Annotated in this window: 1 protein-coding gene; it reads left to right on the forward strand. The window is 72.3% G+C overall.

The window, feature by feature from the left end; all coding sequences use genetic code 11:
• The first annotated feature begins 77 nt into the window (after window positions 1–77).
• The gene (locus BZZ08_RS38700; protein ID WP_206749085.1) at window positions 78–19,388 is read left to right on the forward strand and encodes a toxin glutamine deamidase domain-containing protein; all 19,311 of its coding nucleotides are present in this window, start codon (window positions 78–80) and stop codon (window positions 19,386–19,388) included.
• The last annotated feature ends 13 nt before the right edge of the window (window positions 19,389–19,401 follow it).

Below are 19,401 nucleotides of genomic sequence, written 5' to 3' on the forward strand. Positions count from 1 at the left end.
GTCCCGCGCAGGGCACGCCGGTGCGGCCGGCGGCGAGCGTCGAAACCCCCGCGGCCCCCGTCCGCAGGCCGGACTCCGTGTCCTCGTCCGCCTCCGAGGCTCCAGCGGCCGCCCACCACGAAGCGGGATCGGGCACCACGGCCCACGACGGACCCCAGGGAGCCGCGCACCGCGGCGCGCGTCCCGTCGAGCCCGGCCACGAGGCCGCCGCCGTACCCGCCCGACCCGACCGTGCCGCACCGGACGCGCGCGGCCACCAGGGCCCGCTCACCCCCGCCCCCGACGGCGGCGCGACGCCCGAGCAGCAGTGGCACACCTACCGGCAGGAGCAGAACGAGCGCACCCTGCCCGTCGTCGAGGCCGAAGCCCGGCTGGAGTTCCGCGGGGAGGAACTCACCGCCTCGTGGAACAAGGCGTACGACACGTTCGTCGAGAACAACGTGTTCGGCGGCACGCGCATCGCCCGGGACGGGCACCAGATGCGCAACGCCCACTGGCAGTGGCGCCACGACATCACCCAGCAGTTCCGGGCCGAGGTCGAGAGCACCGGACGCGTCTCCTCCGAGGCGTTCGACCGCATCGTCCACGACGCCGGGGCGAGCGCCCACAAGTACGTCGTGCGCGCCGACCAGAAGGAGAGGTTCGCCGCTGTCGTCAAGGAACGGATCGACTCCTACAAGGCGAACCGGTTCGGTGACGGGGAACTGCTGCCGGACTTCCAGCACGCGCCCACCAAGTCGGTCTTCGACAAGGACCTCAACCGATTCGTCAAGGACGACAGCAAGCTGTACGGCCACCCCGACGACGGCACCACCGCGCCCGCCGACCCCTTCCGTGACCGGTCGCACGACTACAACGTGCTGGAGCAGTACTACCTCACCAAGGAGGCCCAGCTCGACGGGATCCTCGACCAGTACCCGCACCACGGGGAGACCGGCGGGGGACTGCCCGCCCGCACCGGCCGCCGGATCGACGCCCTCCTGGAGGGCGTGTCCGACGACCTCGGGGCCATCGCATCCCGGGAGCGGGACATCCGCACCGCGACCGGCGAGCAGTTCGACGACGTCATCCGGTGGAACTCGCGGGGCCGCGACGCGCTGTCCGAGGACTTCGTGGCCAAGGTGCGCCAGGACTTCGAGTACGACCTGCGCACCGACCACGACCTCGTCTTCCGCCACGGCGACGGAGCCGGCCCCCGCGCGCTGTGGGACCTGAGGACGAGCCGGGCGATCGACGAACTCCCCGGCCGTATCGCCAAGGAGCACTTCGTCCGGGGCCGGGTGGCCGAGGAGACCGCCTTCGCGCAGAACCACCTGTCCCAGCTGGGCGAGGACTTCCTCGGCCGCTTCGGCGAGGGCGGCCGCGAGCGCGTGGTCGCCGAGTACCTCGACGCCGTACGGGCCACTGCCCAGCGGCACTTCGACGAGCGGCTGGACAGCCCGGCGAAGGCCGGGGAGACCGCCGCGGAGTGGTCCGGCGCCCGCGACGACCTGCGTACGTCGCTGCCCGACCGCATCCGGCACGAGGGCGACCTCCAGGCCGTCGTCGGCGAGGCCGCGCACGCCTTCCACGAGATCGCGGGCCACCCCGGCAGCACCGAGGCCCTCCCCCTGCACGAGGACACCCTCAGCAGACTCGGCAACGACTTCCGCACGGAGCGCGTCACCCGGTACGACGAACTGTTCGCCCCCGAGGGGCACCGGACCTCGGCCTGGCTGTCGCACGAGTCGCGCGGCGAGGACGGCTTCCAGGCCCGCCTCGACGACCTGCGCGACGGCGACTTCGTGCCCGAGCTGCGGAGCTGGTCCTACCCGGCCTTCCGGGACTGGCGCGCGGATCGGGTCCCGTCCGCCGAGGGCCGCCCGGCCGCCCGCCCGGACACCCCGGACCGGCCCGCCTCCGCGGACGGCAACGCTGCCCCCGAGCACCGGACACCCGCCCCCGCACACGACGCCGCGGGCGACGCACCGGCTCCCTCTCGCCCGCGGACACAAACGCCCACGCGGACGGAGACGGCCGCGCAGACGCAGGTCACCGTGGACCGGGACGCGGCCGGCGCGCCCGGGAGCGGCCGCACACCCGACGCGAGTGCCCACGCCTCGGAGCAACAGCAGAGAACGCGGCAGCCCGCGCAGGCACTTCGCCAGGACGACGCACAGCCTTTCGACCTGCCCGCCGAGGTGGGCCGCATCGTCCGGCGGTCCTCGGAGTTCACCGGCACCCGGGCCCAGGCGGAGCATGCCCACCAGCACCTGCTGGAACAGCGTCCCGACGTCGTGAAGCTCCCGGCGAAGACGCTGGCGACGCTGGTCGCCGACGAGATGCTGCGCTCCCAGGAGCAGATGCGGAAGGCCGCGAGTCAAACGCTGCTGCGGTACACGGACCGCTATCCCGACAACCAGCGGATCCACCAGGTGCACCAGGAGCTGTTCGAGCAGTTCGGCACCGAGTTCCAGGACCTCACGCCCGCCCAGCGGGCGGACCTCGTCGTCGCACGGACCCTGGACGAGAACTTCGGCAGGCCGACGGCGGCCCCGCACCGCCCGGTCCCGTCCGTCGATCCGGCCGAGCCGGCGGAGACCATCCGGGGCATCCTGGCGGAACGCGGCATCGAGGATCTCCCGGCCGACCGGCTCGACCGGGCTCACGAGGACCTGCTGAACGTCGGCATCCTCACCCCGCAGTCGACACTCGCCGAACGCGCCGCGGTCGTGGCGGACTTCGTGACCGAGAGCGAGCGTCTGACCGAGGCGGTCAACGACGAGCTGGGTACGAGGGCCGGCCGGCCCGTGTCCTACGAGGAGGTCGGCGACGCGGCGTGGCAGCTGGCGTCGGAGACCGGCGAGGCGTTCACGTCCCTGTCGGTCCCCGCGCAGGTGGAGGCCATCGCCGACCACATCCTGGGGGCGCCCCGGCAGGACCGGCCCGAGACCACGGCAGCGCGCACGGTGGACAAGGGCAAAACCGTGGACCGCGGCCAGGACTCCGGCGTGCAGGAGGGCACCGAGGGGCCGGAGGACGGCTTCGACCAGGAACGGGCCCTTCGCGAGCTGCAGACGCGGGATCCTCTGCTGCGCGACCTGACACCGGGCGAACTGCGTGACGCCTTCCGTATCCAGGAGCACACCGATCCCGCCGTCGCCGGCGCGGAGCGGCCCACCCGTCTGCACCAGCTGGGCCGCATCGGCCGCGAGCTGCACCTGCACGGTGCCGAAGCCGCCTGGGACCTGGCCGGACGGCTGTCCGAACACGGCGACCGAACGGGCCTGTTCGGTGGCAGCTCCGAGCAGGCGGCCACCTCGACCGCCGGTCGGTCCGCAGATCCGTCGGGCGCGACGCAGACCGCTGCGCCGGCGCACTCCGCACATCCGGAGGCGCACCTGAGCGCCGACCCCAAGTCGTTCCTCGCCACGCACGTGCTGTCCCTGGACATGAAGACCGGTCTCGAGACCCATGCCCCGGGTCTGGCACCGAAGGACCTGGACGACTTCATCAGTGCCCTGTCGATTTCGCCGGGCCGCGCGGGGCACCTGTCGGAGCACCGCTTCGTCCTGTCGCAGCAGGGCGTGGACACCGCGGGCAAGGCCGTGTTCACGCTGGCCCCGGCGGTCGAGTGGTACGTCGGGCACTACGGCGCCGACCGCTTCTCCTTCAGCGAGGACACGGTCCTGCCCGCCCCAAGGCCCGAGGGCGAGTACGTGAACGCCGTCTTCGTGCCCTACCTGACGCGCGGCTCGGAGGACTACGCGGACAACGTCGGTCACGCGGACGTGCCGGCACATCCCGGCCTGTCCGACCCCCGCCTGGTGCTGACGCCGACGATGAACGGCTGCGCCTACGCCGTCACGCCCTCGGCGCGGGAGGGCCGGATCACGGTGTGGCACTACCAGTCACCGGACACCAAGATGCCGGCCCCGGTGGTGTTCCGCAGGGAGCAGCGGCCGACGGACTGGTACGGCGCGGGCGAGTACTACGGGGGCGTCACGCAAGGGCAGCTCTTCGAGGTCGCCAACGTGATGGCGTACGGCAGGGACGGCTGGGAGTTCGTCAGCCAGGAGACCCACACGGGGGCGACGGACACCACGACGACCCTGGCCCGCGTCCGCAGCCGCGCGGTGCACACCGAACCGGGCCACGAGCTGACGTACACGAAGACCGCCTACCAGAGCCTGGTCCACAGCGAACTGCACGACTGGGACCTGCCGCAGGCGCTGCGCAACATCGAGGGCGTGCGGCCCCAGGGCCCGGACACCGGGATGCTGCGCGCACTGCACGACCGGATCGCCGCGCACATCCAGGGCGAGATCGACCGGCTCGGCACGCCCACGACGTTCGACGCACTGCGCGGCCTCGCGGACACGTTCTCGAACGGGCGGGCCGCGCTGAAGACCGACCTGGAGGAGCAGGTCGCGCGGGCCGCCGCCGAGGCCGCCTCGTGGGCCACCACGGAGAAGACCAAGGCGGCGGTCACGGCGCGGCGCGACCACGCCGAGCGGATGGTCGACCAGTTCGTCAACCGGCCCGGCCAGGACTGGATCGAACAGTTGCGCGGCGAATCGGCTCCGGAGAACCCGCGGACGACTGCCGCGTCGTACCAGCGCAAGGCGCGCACAGAGCTGAACAGCGTCCTGTCCACCGTGAACATCGAGATCAACCGCGCCCTGGGCGCCAAGCCGAAGGGCACGGTGGCGAAGACCGTCTCCGACCTCGCGACCTCGGTGCGCGGGCAGATCGGGCGCGAGATCGACCGGCTGGGCCGGGCTCAGGACTTCACCGTCCTGCGGAGTCTCGCCGACCGGTTCGCGGCGGAGCGCGGCGACCTGCGCATCACCGGAGAGGCGGAATACCACGCCAGGACTCGCCTGGAGAAGGACCGCAAGCAGGTCGAGAGGTTCCTCCCGCTGGTCCGGAGCATCCTGGACGCTCTGGTCGCTCCCCGGCTGGAAGACTGGATCAAGGGCTTGCGTGAGGAGACCGCCGCCGTGACCGGCGCCAGCGCCTGGCAACGGCTGCCGCACGACGAGCAGACGGAACTGGGCAGGCAGATCCAGAACCGGCTGCCCCGGGGCGTCAGGGAGGAGGCGTTCTTCGACCTCCGGGTCCGGGACGCCTACGACGGACTGGACGACGCCGTACGCAACGGGCCGCCGGCCGACCGGGCGAACCGGATCGCCGACACCCTTTACGGAGGGCCCCGGAACCCCGACGTGGACGATCTCTTCGTCCACTCGGTGAACGACCTGCTCACCGCCATGGGCCGGGAAAGGGTGTCGGCCTGGCGGGTGCACCAGGCCCACCGGAGCCTGGAATCCTCGCGTGGAACGGCCTTCTCCCGGGGCAACAGCGTCTTTCGCGCGGAAGCGGTCGCCACCCGTCTCGCGGGCCTGCCCCACACCGCTCGTCCGGGAGGGGTACGCGACGACGTCGAGCAGCAGCCCCCGCGGACGTGGGCGGACGACACCACGGTCGTCGGCAAGGGCAAGGGCGTCGCACAGGACCAGATGGAAGAAGAACCCGAGTTCGTCCAGGGTTCGGCCAGTTCGGGCCGCGTACTGGAGCCCGAGCGGGAACAGGTGACCCTCGACCAGGCCCTGCGGGAGGCCTACGAGGACGAGCCCCTGCTGCACGGACTGCCGCTGGACGCGACGCGCGAGGCCTTCCACATCCGGCAGTCCGAGGGATCCTGGGTCCCCGGCATGCGGCAGCGGGAGCGACTTCGGGAGCTGGCCGACATCGGCTGGGAGTTGCACCGCAACGGCCCCGGGGCCGCCCGGGAACTGGCCGCCCGGCTGGTCCGGGACGGCCGCCGGGTCGACACGGAGCGGCGGACCCCGGTGCCGCAGCAGCCCCCGCAGGCCGCCGACCCGACGGTCACCGAGGATGTCCACGTCCCGGTCACCGTGTGGAGGTACGACCGTACGGCCTTGCCGCACACCCACACCGGGCAGCAGGGCGGTGGCCTGTGGCGGGACGTCCGCAATCCGTCCCGTACCGCCACCTCGGAACAACTGGGGCTCGGGCCCGGCCACCGGGAGCACGGCGACCAGTTCGACGAGGTGACGGACCGCGCCTACGGCAGCGGAAACGTCAAGATCTCGACGCTCGGCGAGATCGCGGCGCCCGACCGCTGGGCCAACACGGTGCGCCGGGTGCTGCCCGACACCAAGCGGCGGGTCGAACTGGCCCTGCGGGAGCTGCGCGCCGTCGACGGTGCTCCGCAGGGGGCGCTGCTCGACGCGCTGACGAGCAGCTTCCCGCTGTTCCAGCGGGCGACACCCCAGGAGGCCGCCCCCTTCCTCGCCCACCTCGCCCAGGTGCTGGAGCGGGTGGGCGCCGGACTCGACTCCGGCACGGCGGCCGTCACCCTGGTGGGCAGGACCTCGTACCACCTGGCCGCGGCACTGGCGGAGAAGGCCGGCGCGGTGGGCTGGGTCGATCCGGTCGCCCGGGACGTGACGGGCCGTCTCCTGGACCCCCACCGGATGCAGCGCGACGAGATCGCACCAGTTTTCGCACGCAAGGGCCCCATCCACCTCACCAAGGCGAACGACAAGGACTGGGACCTGGCGTGGACCCTCGTCCACGAGGCCACGCACCGGTACGCCGGGACGGACGACTACCAGTACAGCAGCTACGAGATGGAGCGGGTCGAGGACGCTCTCGGCGCCCCCAGGCTGGAGAACCGGCAGGCCCGCGATCCGTTGACCTACACCGGGGCGGACGAATCGGTCCTCCCGGCGAAGCAGCACAACTGGTACGCCCTGGGCAGGCGTTCGCTGATGAACGCCGACTCCTTCGCCCAGTTCGTCATGACCCTCACCGGAGAGCGGCACGCCGGACTCGGCCGGTGGTACGCCGGCCCCGGCGTCGCCCGCGTGCTGGATCTGGACGCGGACCTGACCCAGCGGGTCAACCGGCGGCTGACGCGGCTCGGGCACGAGCCCGTCGACGCCGAGCGGGTGATCGAGGCATACCGGGAGCTGGGATCGGTCGGGGACACCTTCGCGCACCTGGACCTCCGGGCGCGGGTGGAGAGGACCGCGCGGCACGTGGCGGGACTGGGGAGCGACCTCAGGCCAGGCGGTGCCAAGCCGAACGGGCGCGGTGCGGCGGCGGGGCAGAAGGCGCCCGTCGGCAAGGCGGCGAAGGCCAAGATGTCGGCGGCGGCGCAGTCCCCGGCAGGGACGTCGGCGGCGGGTGGCCGGCCCGCCTCCCTGGCGCCTCGATTCGAGGGAGCCAAGGAGTTCGCCCCGGTCGCGGACTACTACGGTCTGACCCCGGTCGCGGAGTACGACGGTCTGGCGAAGTTCGCCGGTGCGGAGCGTGGGAACGGGACGTTCGGTTTCGTGGCCACGGTCCCGGCGACGAAGGGCGTCGACCTGGTGGCCCTCGCGGACAGGTACGCGGAGGGTTTCCGGGACGGCAGTCCCCTGCTGGGGCGTTTCGGTCTGGTGATCGGCCTCAACGGGCGCGAGGCGGACGCCGCCGCCGTGCAGGCAAAGGTCGAGGAGTTCCGCCGGTACTGGGAGGGGAAGGGGACCTTCCCGGTCTCGGTGATCGGTTTCACCTGGGTTCAGCCGAAGGAGAGCCTGCGGGCTCAGGGGGCGCAGAAGGAGATTCCCTACGGTGCGATCCGCGAGGCCGTGGTCCGTGACCGGCTCTCGACGGCGCTGATCGACGATCTCGCGGGGCACAACGAGGCTGTCTATCTGCATGTCGGCGATGCCGACGTGCAGTCGATGAACGTCGACGGACATCCGCTGTTCGACACGTTCGCGGAGAAGATCCAGGCGACCGACGACATGTTCCCGGACGTGGTGAGCGGCGGCTATCGCGTCAATGGATCCGACGCCGTCGTCGCCGCCGGGCGTATGGATCTGGCGGTGCGGAACGCGATGGCCACAATCGACCCGCGCAGCGTGTATTTCCCGGAACCGAACATGTTCGTCCAGATCAGCGGGAGCGGGCTGGAGAACAGTGTTCACTTCGGTGAAGGTTCGAATCGGTCGAACTTCGACTACGGAGCGGTGGAGGGCCGCCGGTTCTTCGATTCGGTCCTGCGGAACAGGCAATTGAGCCGACTCGGGGCCGAAGAGACCCGCAGGAAGGTCGTCTTCGACTCCTCTCTGGCCTTGGTGACCGATTCCGAACGCATCGGTGACGGCGTCGACGGCTCCGTGCAGACGCTGGACCGGTTGACGCAGAGTCACGGGCACAAGCGGACGTGGGCCGATCAGGTCCAGCACTACCTCACGACCTACCACCCGTCCGTCGAGGTCACCGGGAACGGCCTGGCGGCGGTGGCCTTCCACGGTGTCCACGGGGGCGGTGCCCTGAAGGACGTTCCGGTCAATCCGAAGAACGGGGAGATCTTCAAGAGCGCTGTCGCACAGGTCCAGAGGGACGGTGGGGACGCGGAGAGTGCTCTGATCAAGAGCACGTTCGAGGTGCTCGGGCGGCTTCAGAAGGCCGACCCCGAGGTAATGAACATCCTCGCGGCGCTGGTCCGCGAGACGCGGACCGCGGTGGCCGAGTTCGTCACCGCCTACACCTCGAGGCAGTTGGGTGCCTCGGGCGATTCGGATCCGGTCCGGCCGCACGAGGAACTGCGGGCCGCGTACGCGTGGCTGGAGGACGTCAACCCGTACCGGGAACGAGGCGCCGAGTTCGGGACGAACTGCGTCCTCACCGCCATCGCCGTGGACCTGTCGCTGCGGGAGGGCGCGACGCACCAGGCGGCTCCGTCCCGGCCGGGCGGCGTGCGGCAGCCCGAGGACGAGACCTCTGGCCTGCACAACTACCTGGCGAACTACCTGGACCGGGTGCCGGATCCGGTGCACGACGTGACGGAGATCGTGGAGGCGATGTCGGCCGCGCCCGTCGGAGCACGGGGCATGGCGGTCGTCGAGCGCGCGAGCGGCCGAATCGACCACGTCGTGAACGTGCTGCACGACCGCGACGGTGTCGTGTTCCTGGACGGTCAGTCGGGCACCCCCGTCCACCCGCCCGAGCGGGCGGTGTCGTTCCTGCCGACCACCGAGGGCGTCCCCGGTCACCCCCTGCACGACGGCACCGCCGCCGATGTCACCGCCCCGGCCGGGGTCCCGGAACGCCTGCTCGGCTCCACCCCCTTGGAGACCGTCCCCGAGCTGGAGGAGAAGGCCGGCGCCGCCCCCGAGCCCCCCACGGCCACCACCCGGCCCGCGACGATCGGCGTGGACCTGGAAGAACGCCGGCCGCCGCGGCTCGACCGCGAGCTGCCGCCCGCGCCCATCACCACGGGTCCGGTGAAGTTCAGCGACGGCACCCGGCTGCCCGTTCAGATGGCCGAGGGCGTCGGCACCCGGCTCACCGAACTGCCGCCGGACGTCGTACGCCGCTCGTTCGCCTTCGGCCAGAGCAACCCCCAACTGCGTGGCATCGACCAGGTCGTGGGCGAGCTGGGCCGGGAGCTGGCGACCCGGGAGAGCACCCGTCCCGCGCTGCCCAAGGGACAGAAGCAGGGCACCCCCGTCCTGTTGGAGCAGGTGAGCCGCGCCCTGCGCGACGACGCACGGGGGTTCTTCGGCGACGGCAAGACGTTCGGCTACCGGACGGCGAACGGCGGGGCCCGCGTCCTGCGGGTCACCGCCCGGCCCTACGGCACATGGGAACGGTTCACCTTCGGCTACGCGAACCCGGTCAAGAACGACGTCATGCGCCGGTCGACCACGACCGGTGGACAGGTCAAGGCCAACGGCACCTCCTTCGGTCTGTCCCCGAGCGTGCCCCTCGGCCCCCTCAAGTCGTTCCTGTCACCGTGGGCCCGGCTGCACGCGCAGGTCAACTTCGGCAAGCAGGTGAAGTACAACCAGCAGCGCCAGGTGATCAACCAGACCGAGTCCCGCGCCTCGGACGCCTCGCACCTTCATGTCGACGACGTCTGGTACGAGTTCTCGGTCCACGACCAGCGCGGCCGGCCCGTCGACCTGAACGGCAAGGCGATCACCGACGGCGACACGATCCGGCAGGCGGCCGGGTTCGGCTTCGCCGTGCGCGACGGCCTCACGGTGCGCATCCCCGACTCGATGACCAGCGGCGCACCTCCCGCGGGCGAGCTGCCGGAACGCATGACCATGACGGGCGACGCCCGCTACCGGCTGGTGAGCACCGAGGACTTCGGTCCCGTGGGCCACATCCACGACTGGGTGGTCGAGCAGGCCGGTGTGGGCCCGGACACCGTGGCCGCGGAACGGATCGGCGCGTTCTTCTCCACCAGCGGCTTCCACGCGATGTCCCGCGTACTGAACTCCGGTCCCGTGTTCACCCCGCCGCTGCTCGGCGGCACGCACGGCGCCGACCTGCTCGGCGTGTTCTCCGTGCGGGTCGAGTCCGGCGAAGCGGTGCTGATCAGCGAGACGAAGGCGGCGGAGCTGCGCGACATCGCGCAGAGCACCTCGCGCAACGAACGGCAGGTCGGCAAGGCGCGGACCGTCGACGTCGGCGCCGTGCTGGGCCCCGCCTTCCAGTTGTTCGACCTGGACGGCGGCGCGCTCAACCTGCGGGCGCAGGCCGGACTGACCGCCCGCTACGCCGCCGCGCGCAACCGCGGCACCGTCTCGGGCGGGACCGCCGCGGTGAAGATCGCCGGGCAGGCCAAGACCACCGACACCGGCCTGTACCTGGTGCACAAGAAGGTCACGGTCACCGCGCCGCCGAACAAGCAGGCCGCGCCGCTCAGGCCCGGGCCGGGCGAGGGGGGCCGTCCCGGCAGGCTGCGCAAGCACGCGCCGCGGAACTGGAGCGAGGAACCGGCCACCCGGGTCTTCGACACCTACGCCATCGAACGGATCACCCGTACCGAGGCCCGCCGACTGGCGGGACTGGACAAGGCGCCCGAGCGGACGACGCCGGAACCGCGGGCGCCGCGCTATCTGACGGAGAACGATCCGACGACGCTCGGCATGAGCCGGGTCGAGGAGTTCACCTTCACCGACGGAACCGTCAGCAAGGTCGTCGACGGCAGGACGGTGACGTTCCCCGAACACTTCGCCGACGCCGTGCTCAAGGAGGTCGGCAGGGCCTATCCGGACCTCGTCGCCCCCCTGCGCGAGCTGAACCCGGACAACCCCCGCTGGCGCGGTGCCGACCACTTCAAGACGGTGCTGAACAACACCCTGGAGATCTACAACCAGCTCGCCCACCACAGCCTGGCGACGAACGTCGAGACGATGATGACCACCGGGCTCCGCATCGACCTTGTGGAGTCGGCCACGCTCTCCCGCGGCCACCGCTACGTGTGGATCGACGCCAAGCTGACCGGACGGCGCTACGAGGGGGACCAGCAGGACCTACGGGTGCGCTTCAGCGCTCCCGGCACCGAGGTCGTCGGCGGCCAGCGCAGCGGTTCCCGCGGCGGCCAGGTGGGGGTGGAGGGCATGCTCTCGCTGAGCGACACGACCCCCAGCGACCTGGGCGGCGTACTCCAGACCGGAACCCTCTCGGCCGGCGTCCGCGCGGGTGGGCGCACCGACTCCGAGAGCGGCTACGGCATGTCCGCGGCCAACGAGCAGATGTCGTACAACACCGCCGGCTCCCACCTCTACAGCTACGACCTGCGCCTCGACGCCAAGCGCGGCGGCTACTCCCGCCCCCGCCGGTGGATGCGGGGCCTGGTGCTCCTCAACGTGCTGGGCACCCAGCCCTTCGTGTTCGGCGAGCCGGAGAGCCCCCTGTTCACCCCCCGGCCGGGCACGGAGGAGTCGGCGGGACTGGGCAGAGTGCTGCTGAGCGTCCCGGTCGAGCACGCCCCGGCCGCCGGGTCCGCCACCACCGCACGGACCGAATCCGGCGCGCGGCCGCAGGACGTCCCTGGGACGGCGCCGGAGATGACCCGGCAGGAGGCCCTCGACCTGGCCCTGGGGACGGGCAGGGCGCTGGAGGACGCGGCCGGCCGGGAGGCCTCCGTGCTGGCGTCGCATCCGCACCAGACGGTCTCCGTCACGTCCGGCCCCGAGATGACGCGGGCACTGGAGACGACGCTCGACAAGGCCACCGGGCGTTCGTGGACGGCCGGCCGGAAGGGCGCCCCGGTCCACGACGCGGCGATCCAGCTCACCGACAGCAAGACGCTGCGGGCCAACCACGACCAGGCCTCCACCCCCATGGGCTGGCGGGCGCCGGAGCTGTGGGCGGCGGCGCCGTACCTGAACCGTTCGACGTGGCTCGCCCACCGCACGACCGTCCTGCCGGGCCTGACCGCACTGACCCGGGCGGAGACGATCAACTCCGACTCCGTGGTCGGCGGCACCCTTCAGGCGTCCGGCCGCAGCGCCCGCACCCACACCCTGTTCTTCGGCGGCCAAATGGGCTTCCGCAGGACCCACGACGCGGGAACGGGCGTCACCGGCAATTACGGCCTGGTCCTCAGCCCCTACCGGAGGGACCTGTCCACGTCGGTCACGGTGCAGCGCTCCGCGGTGTCCGAGGTCACCCGCAGGGACAGCGGGCGCCACGTACTGGTGGCCGCCTCGCTCCTGCACGAGTTCGCGGCCGCCTCCGACCGGCTGGGCACCTGGGCGCACCGCGTCCTCCACATGCCGGCGTCCCTGGCCTCGGCCGCAGGGAGCAGGGTCGTCGTCCCCGACGGCCTCCTGGTACACGTCCCGGAGAAGAACGCCCACCGTCTCGGGGCCCTCAAGGACGCCTTCGGCGACGTACCCCTGTACAAGCGGCGTTCGTGGTCGCCGTTCCCCTGGCTGCGCGGCGCGTTCGGCGGCTGGCCGGTCAACCCGCTCAACACGGCGGCGGCACTGAAGCGGTTCGAGGAGCAACTGGCGCCCCTGGGGCTCACCACACAGGACCGGGAGCAACTGCGCCGGCTCGTCTCCGGGCGCGTGATGCGGGCCGTCGGCAAGGAGATGAGCGGCGGCACCGGCGCCTCCGTGCCCGCCCGCATCGGCCGCTGGGGGGCGGAGTGGGCCGAGACCTGGGTCGGCCACCGCCAAGTGAGGCTGCGGGCCCAGCTCGTACCCGTGCGTGCCACCCCGGACGGCTTCGGCGGCCTGGGCCACAGCGTGGAGCTGGAAGAGGCCCGCCACGCCGTGGAGTCCGTCCAGCGCGCCGAGGGGCGCAGCACGGGCCGGATGATCGGCATCGCCGTGACCGAGGGCGCCCACACCGGTGACACCGCGGTCCCGATGGCGGGACCCTCGTACACGCAGACGGGCTCCTCGACGCAGACCCGGGCGCAGACGCGGAGCGAGGGCACCGTCGACATCTCGACGGTGGCGATCTCCCAGGCCCACGGCGAGTACGCCACACAGTACGAGCTGAAGCTCGACCTGGAGATCACGGACTCCGCACCCGTCACCCCGGCACCGGCGCGGCGCGGCGGCGCGGAGCGGGTGCCTGACGCGGCCGGCGACTGGTGGCGGACGTGGACGGGGCGGCGCAAGCACAGCGTTTCCGTCCAGCAGAACGTAGGACGGCTCGTCGAACACCTGCCGATGAGCCTGATGCGCCCCGACCCGCAGCTGACCGACGGGCAGGCCGCCGGAGCGGCGACGGCCGACCGCCCCGATCCGCTGGCGCCGCCGGAGCTGGACGAGCACGCGCAGCCCCACCGGGCCGAGCTGCCGCGGGCGTTCGGCGCGGGCGGCTGGCACGAAGTCACGCACCCGGGCAGCGACCCGCGGACCAAGCCGTTCGAGATGCCCGAGCAGGGCTTCGCCGTACGCGGCATCGTCGGGCTGGAGGGGCTGCACACCGCCAACACGCTGGCGCTGGGCGCCGCCTACGACGCGTCCCTGCCGTTGCCCGCCCACGGTCCGCCCGGTCCCGACCTGCTGACGCGGGCCCAGGACACGCCTCTGACCCGGGCCGGCTCCGGACCGGCCCAGAGCCTGGAGGACGGCACGTCCAACGGTGCGCTGGCCGCGTTCTACGGGCAAACGCTGACGCCGGACGGCTATCAGGTCGCGGGGCTCACCGACCGCGGCTTCTGGGGCGGCGCGGACGGCAGCCTCACCCTGTACTCCAAGCCGCACCTGTCCGGGGCGCGGCTGCTGACCGTCACGGACGGCGCGAAGTTCGAGCACGCCCACCGCAGCACGCACGGCGCGGGGGCGTCCGCCGACCGGGCGGGAGCGGCCGAGCACGTCCTGCACGCCGGTCCGACGACCACCTCCCCGGCGCTCGGCACCAACCAGATCGGCAGCGGGTCGGGGGCGCAGGGGCTCGACTCGGCGGCCTCGGGCCAGACCGGCGAGCAGCTCGCGTCGGTGAACATCAAGCCGGACAAGACCCGGACGTTCCTGTTCGCCATCCCCACCACGTGGATGTCCGTCGCCCATGTGCGGCACCACGTCAAGGACAGCACCCCGGCCCGGTTCGTCCGCAGCGCCTTCGGCAATCCGCAGCGGCTGCCGCAGGCGGTGGAGACCGAGGCCGAGGTGCTCGCCTGGGTGCGCGAGGACGTCGCCCGGCAGCTCGGCCTGATCGACGACACCCGCTTCCCGGCCGAGGTGTCCGCGTCCTGGGATGCGGTGGCCGACGCGGAGAAGGCCTGGACGACCGCCGACGAGACCTACTGGAACCTGCGCCGCGGTGACGGCTTCGAGCGCGAGACCGCGCTGGCCGCCGCCGAACGCACCCTGGCCGGACTCCGCGGCGGCGACCCGCTGCCCGTGCTGTCCGTCGAGGACGCCCGCGCGGCCCTCGACGCCCTGGAGCGGGAGGACCCGTTCGCCGAACCCTCCCACGAGGGCTGGACCGAGGTGCGCGACGGGCGGATCGAGTTGGCCCGGGCGCAGGTGGAGCGGGCGGTGGCGGAGCAGCGGCTGACCGAGGTCAAGGAGGACTTGGAGGCCCTCCGGGCCCACGCCGACGCTCTCGCGGTCACCTACGCCGAGGTACGCGAGGCCACCGACCGCCTGACGAACTGGCACCAGCTCAACGGCACCCCGCAGGGGCGGAGTCGGCTCAAGGACACCCCGGCACCGTCCCAGGCGGTCTTCACGTCACCCGCCGCCCCCGAACTGGCGAGCCGCAAGGCCCCGGCAGCCATGACGCAGGACCCGAACGCGCAGCCCCCGAACGCGGCGACTGTGAAGGGGGAGGCTCCGAAGGGGGAACCGTCCACGGTGGCGACAGCCGCCGGACAGGAAGGCGAGACACGGCCCGCGCACTCCGACGCACCCTGGCAGCGAGGGCAGGGCAGCGAAGACTCCGTGCGACACCGGTACTTCGACGCCGCGTCCGATCATCGCAGCATCACGGTCACCGAGCCCGACGGCCGACGCGAGCTCTTCGACCTGCACCGGCCCGAGGGCGACGGCAACGGGTTCTACGCGGCAGTCCTCGCGGCCAGGGGAAGCCGGACCGGCGACCCTGCGCGCCTGGCCGCACAGGTCGCCCGCAGTGCGCACATCCCGGCCGGTCTCGGCCTCGACCCGCAGGCCGTCTTCCACACCAGCGAAGTGGCCGCGGCACTGGAGCGGGCCTTCCGGGGCGAACCGGGCCTGCGGGAGCGGATCCGCGAGCGGATGTCGGCCGACGGCGGGCGACTGCCCCAGGCGCTGCGCTCCCGGCTGACCTCGCAGGAGACCCGGGGACTGGTCCGCCGGAACCTGCGCACGGCGCGAGGCTGGAACGCGGAGACGGCCAACGCGGCCGCCCGGGCGACCGCGCTGACCCTGGCCGTGAACCTGACCGTCGTCGAGGAGAACGGCACCCACACGTCGTACCCGGGAGCCGTCGACGACACCTCCGCGACCCTCCCCGAGGTGACCGTCCACCGGCGGGGCGACGCCTACCTCGCCGCGGTCCCGCGCACCGCCCGGACCGCCGTCCCGGAGCCCGGCGCCGGGCGGCCGACGCTCCGGCAGGTGCGCCTCGCGCGGGCCGCGGCCATGGGCGACACGCTCGCCCGCAGTGCACCGGCCGAACGGCTGGACGCCATGGAGGAGTTCGCCGGGGCGGCGCAAGGTCTGGCCGAGGCGTTCACCCGCGAGGTCGCCCTCCGCGAGCGGATCCACGGTGCCGGTGCGTCGGCGGACACCCGTTCCGCCGCCGCTCACGCCCAGGTGCTGGACAGCGCCCTGTCCCGGTTCGACGCGGCCGAGCGCCGCATGGAGGAGGTGGGGCTGGGCGACCTCTCCGGCCGGGACGACCCCTTGCTCCCGGCACAGCTGAGCGAGCTGCCGGCCTCGCGGTTCCTCGCCCTCATGGAGCGGTCCGGGCAGCTGCTGGGATCGCCGGCCGTGGTGTTCGGTTCCGAGCGGGTGGTGCGCGAGGCGGCGGACACGTACCGCGTGGCGACCGCCACCGTCGCGGCCGAGCTGCTGCGGGGCGACGAGGCATCGGCCCGCACCCTCGCGGCAGATCTCTCCGAACAGCTGGGCACCAGCCGCGAGAAACTCCCCGGCGGTGCCGTCACCGTCGGCGGCCACGACCTGACCAGGGACTTCCGGGAGACGGCGAGGGATCTGGAGGAGGGCCTCGAACGGAACCTGGAGCACCTGCGTGCCCAGCTCGACCTGCGGATCAAGCAGGCGAACGCCCCCACACAGGCGCCGTCGGTCCGCAGCTGGGTCTCGGGCTGGTTCGGCATGCGCTCCCGTCCCGCGGGACCCATCGTCGATCCGGCCGAGGAGATCGAGGAGCTCCGCGACGAGATAGCCACGCTCCCCGCAGATGTGCTGCGCGAGCAGCGGAAACACCTTGCCGATCTCGTCAGACACATCGAGCGAAGCCTGGAGAAGGAGTACCGCCGCGATCTCCTCGACGAGCGGGAGTGGCAGGCGTTCCGAGCCGACCGGGACCGGATCCGCAAGAGGCTGTCGCGCCTGATCGTGGAGCCCACCGGGCACCGAGGCCACCACGACCTGCTGAGCAGAAGCGTCGGCAGGCACCCGGACTTCGGTGCGAAGCGGCAGGACATCAAGGTCGACACCTACTCCGACCTGGCCCGCGGTGTGATGGGGTGGCTCGCGGCTAAGCCGAACCGGCACGCGGAGAAGGAACTCGCCCTCCGGGTGGAGTCCGAGGGTCGTGTCGAGCCGCTCCTGGACGTGTTGCTGACCCGAATCCACACGCACGTCCGGGGCCTTCCCGACGGGCAGCGGATGCTCGCCGAGATGGAAGCTGGCGTCTCGCACGCCGACGGCACGCCACTGGGCGCCTATCTCAGGCACTTCAACAGGCGGAACCTGCCGGAGGACTCGGCGCACCTGGCGACGACGGTGGGGGACCGGGGTGGCATGGCGGGCGTCCTGCGGGACCCCGCGGGGTTCGGCTTCCGCGACAAGATGATGGTCCTGCACGACCTCATGGAGTACTTCAAGGAGAGTTCCCACTACCCGCAGACGTACGGCAGCGGACTGCTGCCCGAGGACACCCTGCACGACCAACAGACCACGGTCCTCGTCGGCGCGGACGGCCGGCGCACCCATTCCTCGGCGCACCGCGCGCAGAACGTTCTCAAGGACGGCACGAAGCACCCCTCGACGCGGGACGAGCACGCTCCGTCCACGATCCTGGCGCGCACGCTGCGCATTCCCGTGTGGGCGGGACAGTCGAACACCGCCATGCGGATGTTCAAGCTGGCCCGATGGGCAGGCGCGTCCCGGCACGAGATCGCCGCGGAGGCGTGGGGCATCTTCGCGTTCTGGCGCCTGCACTACGACCACCGGGAGAAGCTGGCGTACCACACGCTCCACGAGACGTTGGACGTCGCCTCGAACTTCGGAGTTCCCTACTCGCTGACCGACCGTGCGGCCGGGCTCGCCGACGTGGGCGTCGAAGCGGCCCTGGCGGAGATGGACACCAAGGCCGCGGAACTGGCGATGCTGGCCGCACAGGTGGGCCGGGCCGTCGGAATCCTCTCCGGACGAGAGTTGCCGGAGCGCGTCGCCGAGGCGCTGGACGAACTGGTTCCCGCCGTACGGACCATGTCCACCAGCGCGGCGGAGATCGAGCGGGGTGTGAGGTCGCTCCGGTCGCGCGCGACCGAGCGGCTCACCGAGCCCGAGGTCCGGACCCTGGTGGAGCTGCTGGACCACGAACGGACGGGCCTCGCCACACTGTCGACCGTGGAGCAGCACGCGCCCGTCGTGACCACCGCCCTCCAGGGCGGCTCTCGCGAGCACGGCCTCGATCCGCGGGCCGAGGGCTGGGAGGCCGGGCGTGGCATCACGGTCATGGCGCCGCGGTTCGGGCTGCTGGAGCGGGAGCAGGAACATGTGCTCACGGGTCCGGAAGCACCCGGCGGCAAGGCAGTGGAGGAGTTCCGTTCCTTCAGCCGTCCGTATCCGCACACCTCGCGGTCGTACCGGTACGAGGTGGGCACAGCAGGGACGCTGGTGCTGCCGGACGGTTCCGTGCTCACCGGTGACTGGACGCGGTTCGGAGACGACTTCCTGCACGAGCAGGGGTTCGTACTGCGGGGCGATCACGGCTGGATCGGCCGGGTACTGAACTGGGACGAACTGCGGGCGGCGCTGCCGGCCGATCCGGTTCGGTACCGCCTGACGGCGGACGATGCACGGGTGTATCTCGTCCCCGTCGGACACGTGGGCCGCGTGGTCACCCTGCCGTTGGCCGAGGAACACACGGCGACCGACGCGCCGGTGACCGACGACAGGGCCGAGCCCGCCGAGGCAGCGGCGCTCACCGAGGCAGCGGCGCTCACCGAGGAGGCGGAGAGCGTCGAGCAGGCCGATCTTCTCGACCCGGAGCGGTTCCGTCAGCAGACCACGCATCCGGCGGCGTCCGGCCTCCGGTCGCTGTCGCGGGTGGCGGATCTCGACCGGTTGCTGAACGAGTACGGGCGGATCGACGCCGACGACCACGCCCTTCGCGCGCAGGCGCTCGATCGGCTGGCGGACCGAGCCCGCGCCTACGCGACCACCACGAAGGACGAGACGCGCCGGCGGGTCGTCGGCCGACTCGCCGAGCAGGCGGAGGTCCGGGCCGCCCGGCACCGGCGGCAGGCCGAACAGGCGCCCCTCGACCCCATGGGCACGGTGTCCACCGGACCGCTCGGCTACCGCGAACGCATCGCGCTGGCCAAACGGACGTGGCAGGGGCCGGTGGCCGAGGAGGTGGCACGACTGGAACGACTGCTGCTGGAGGCGGGTCCCGGCGCCCGCTCGCTCGTCCTGGGCGCGGTCCCCGGCGACCAGGTGTGGGCGATGAACATCATGGGTGAGATCCGCTGGTTGGAGCAGTCCACGGCTCAGGTGACCCGGGCGCCGCAGACCGCACAGGGCATCGTGATGTCGATCGACCTCGATCCGCAGGCGCGGGTGATCAAACCGGACCCGCGGCTGCTGGCCGCCGAGGCAGGCGGCGGAGCGGCCCGCTTCTGCGAACTGGTGCTGGGCGGGAACCTGAAGCACGTGGTCTGAGGAAAGGCCCCCG

Source organism: Streptomyces sp. MH60, assembly GCF_002939385.1.
Classification (GTDB): Bacteria; Actinomycetota; Actinomycetes; order Streptomycetales; family Streptomycetaceae; genus Streptomyces.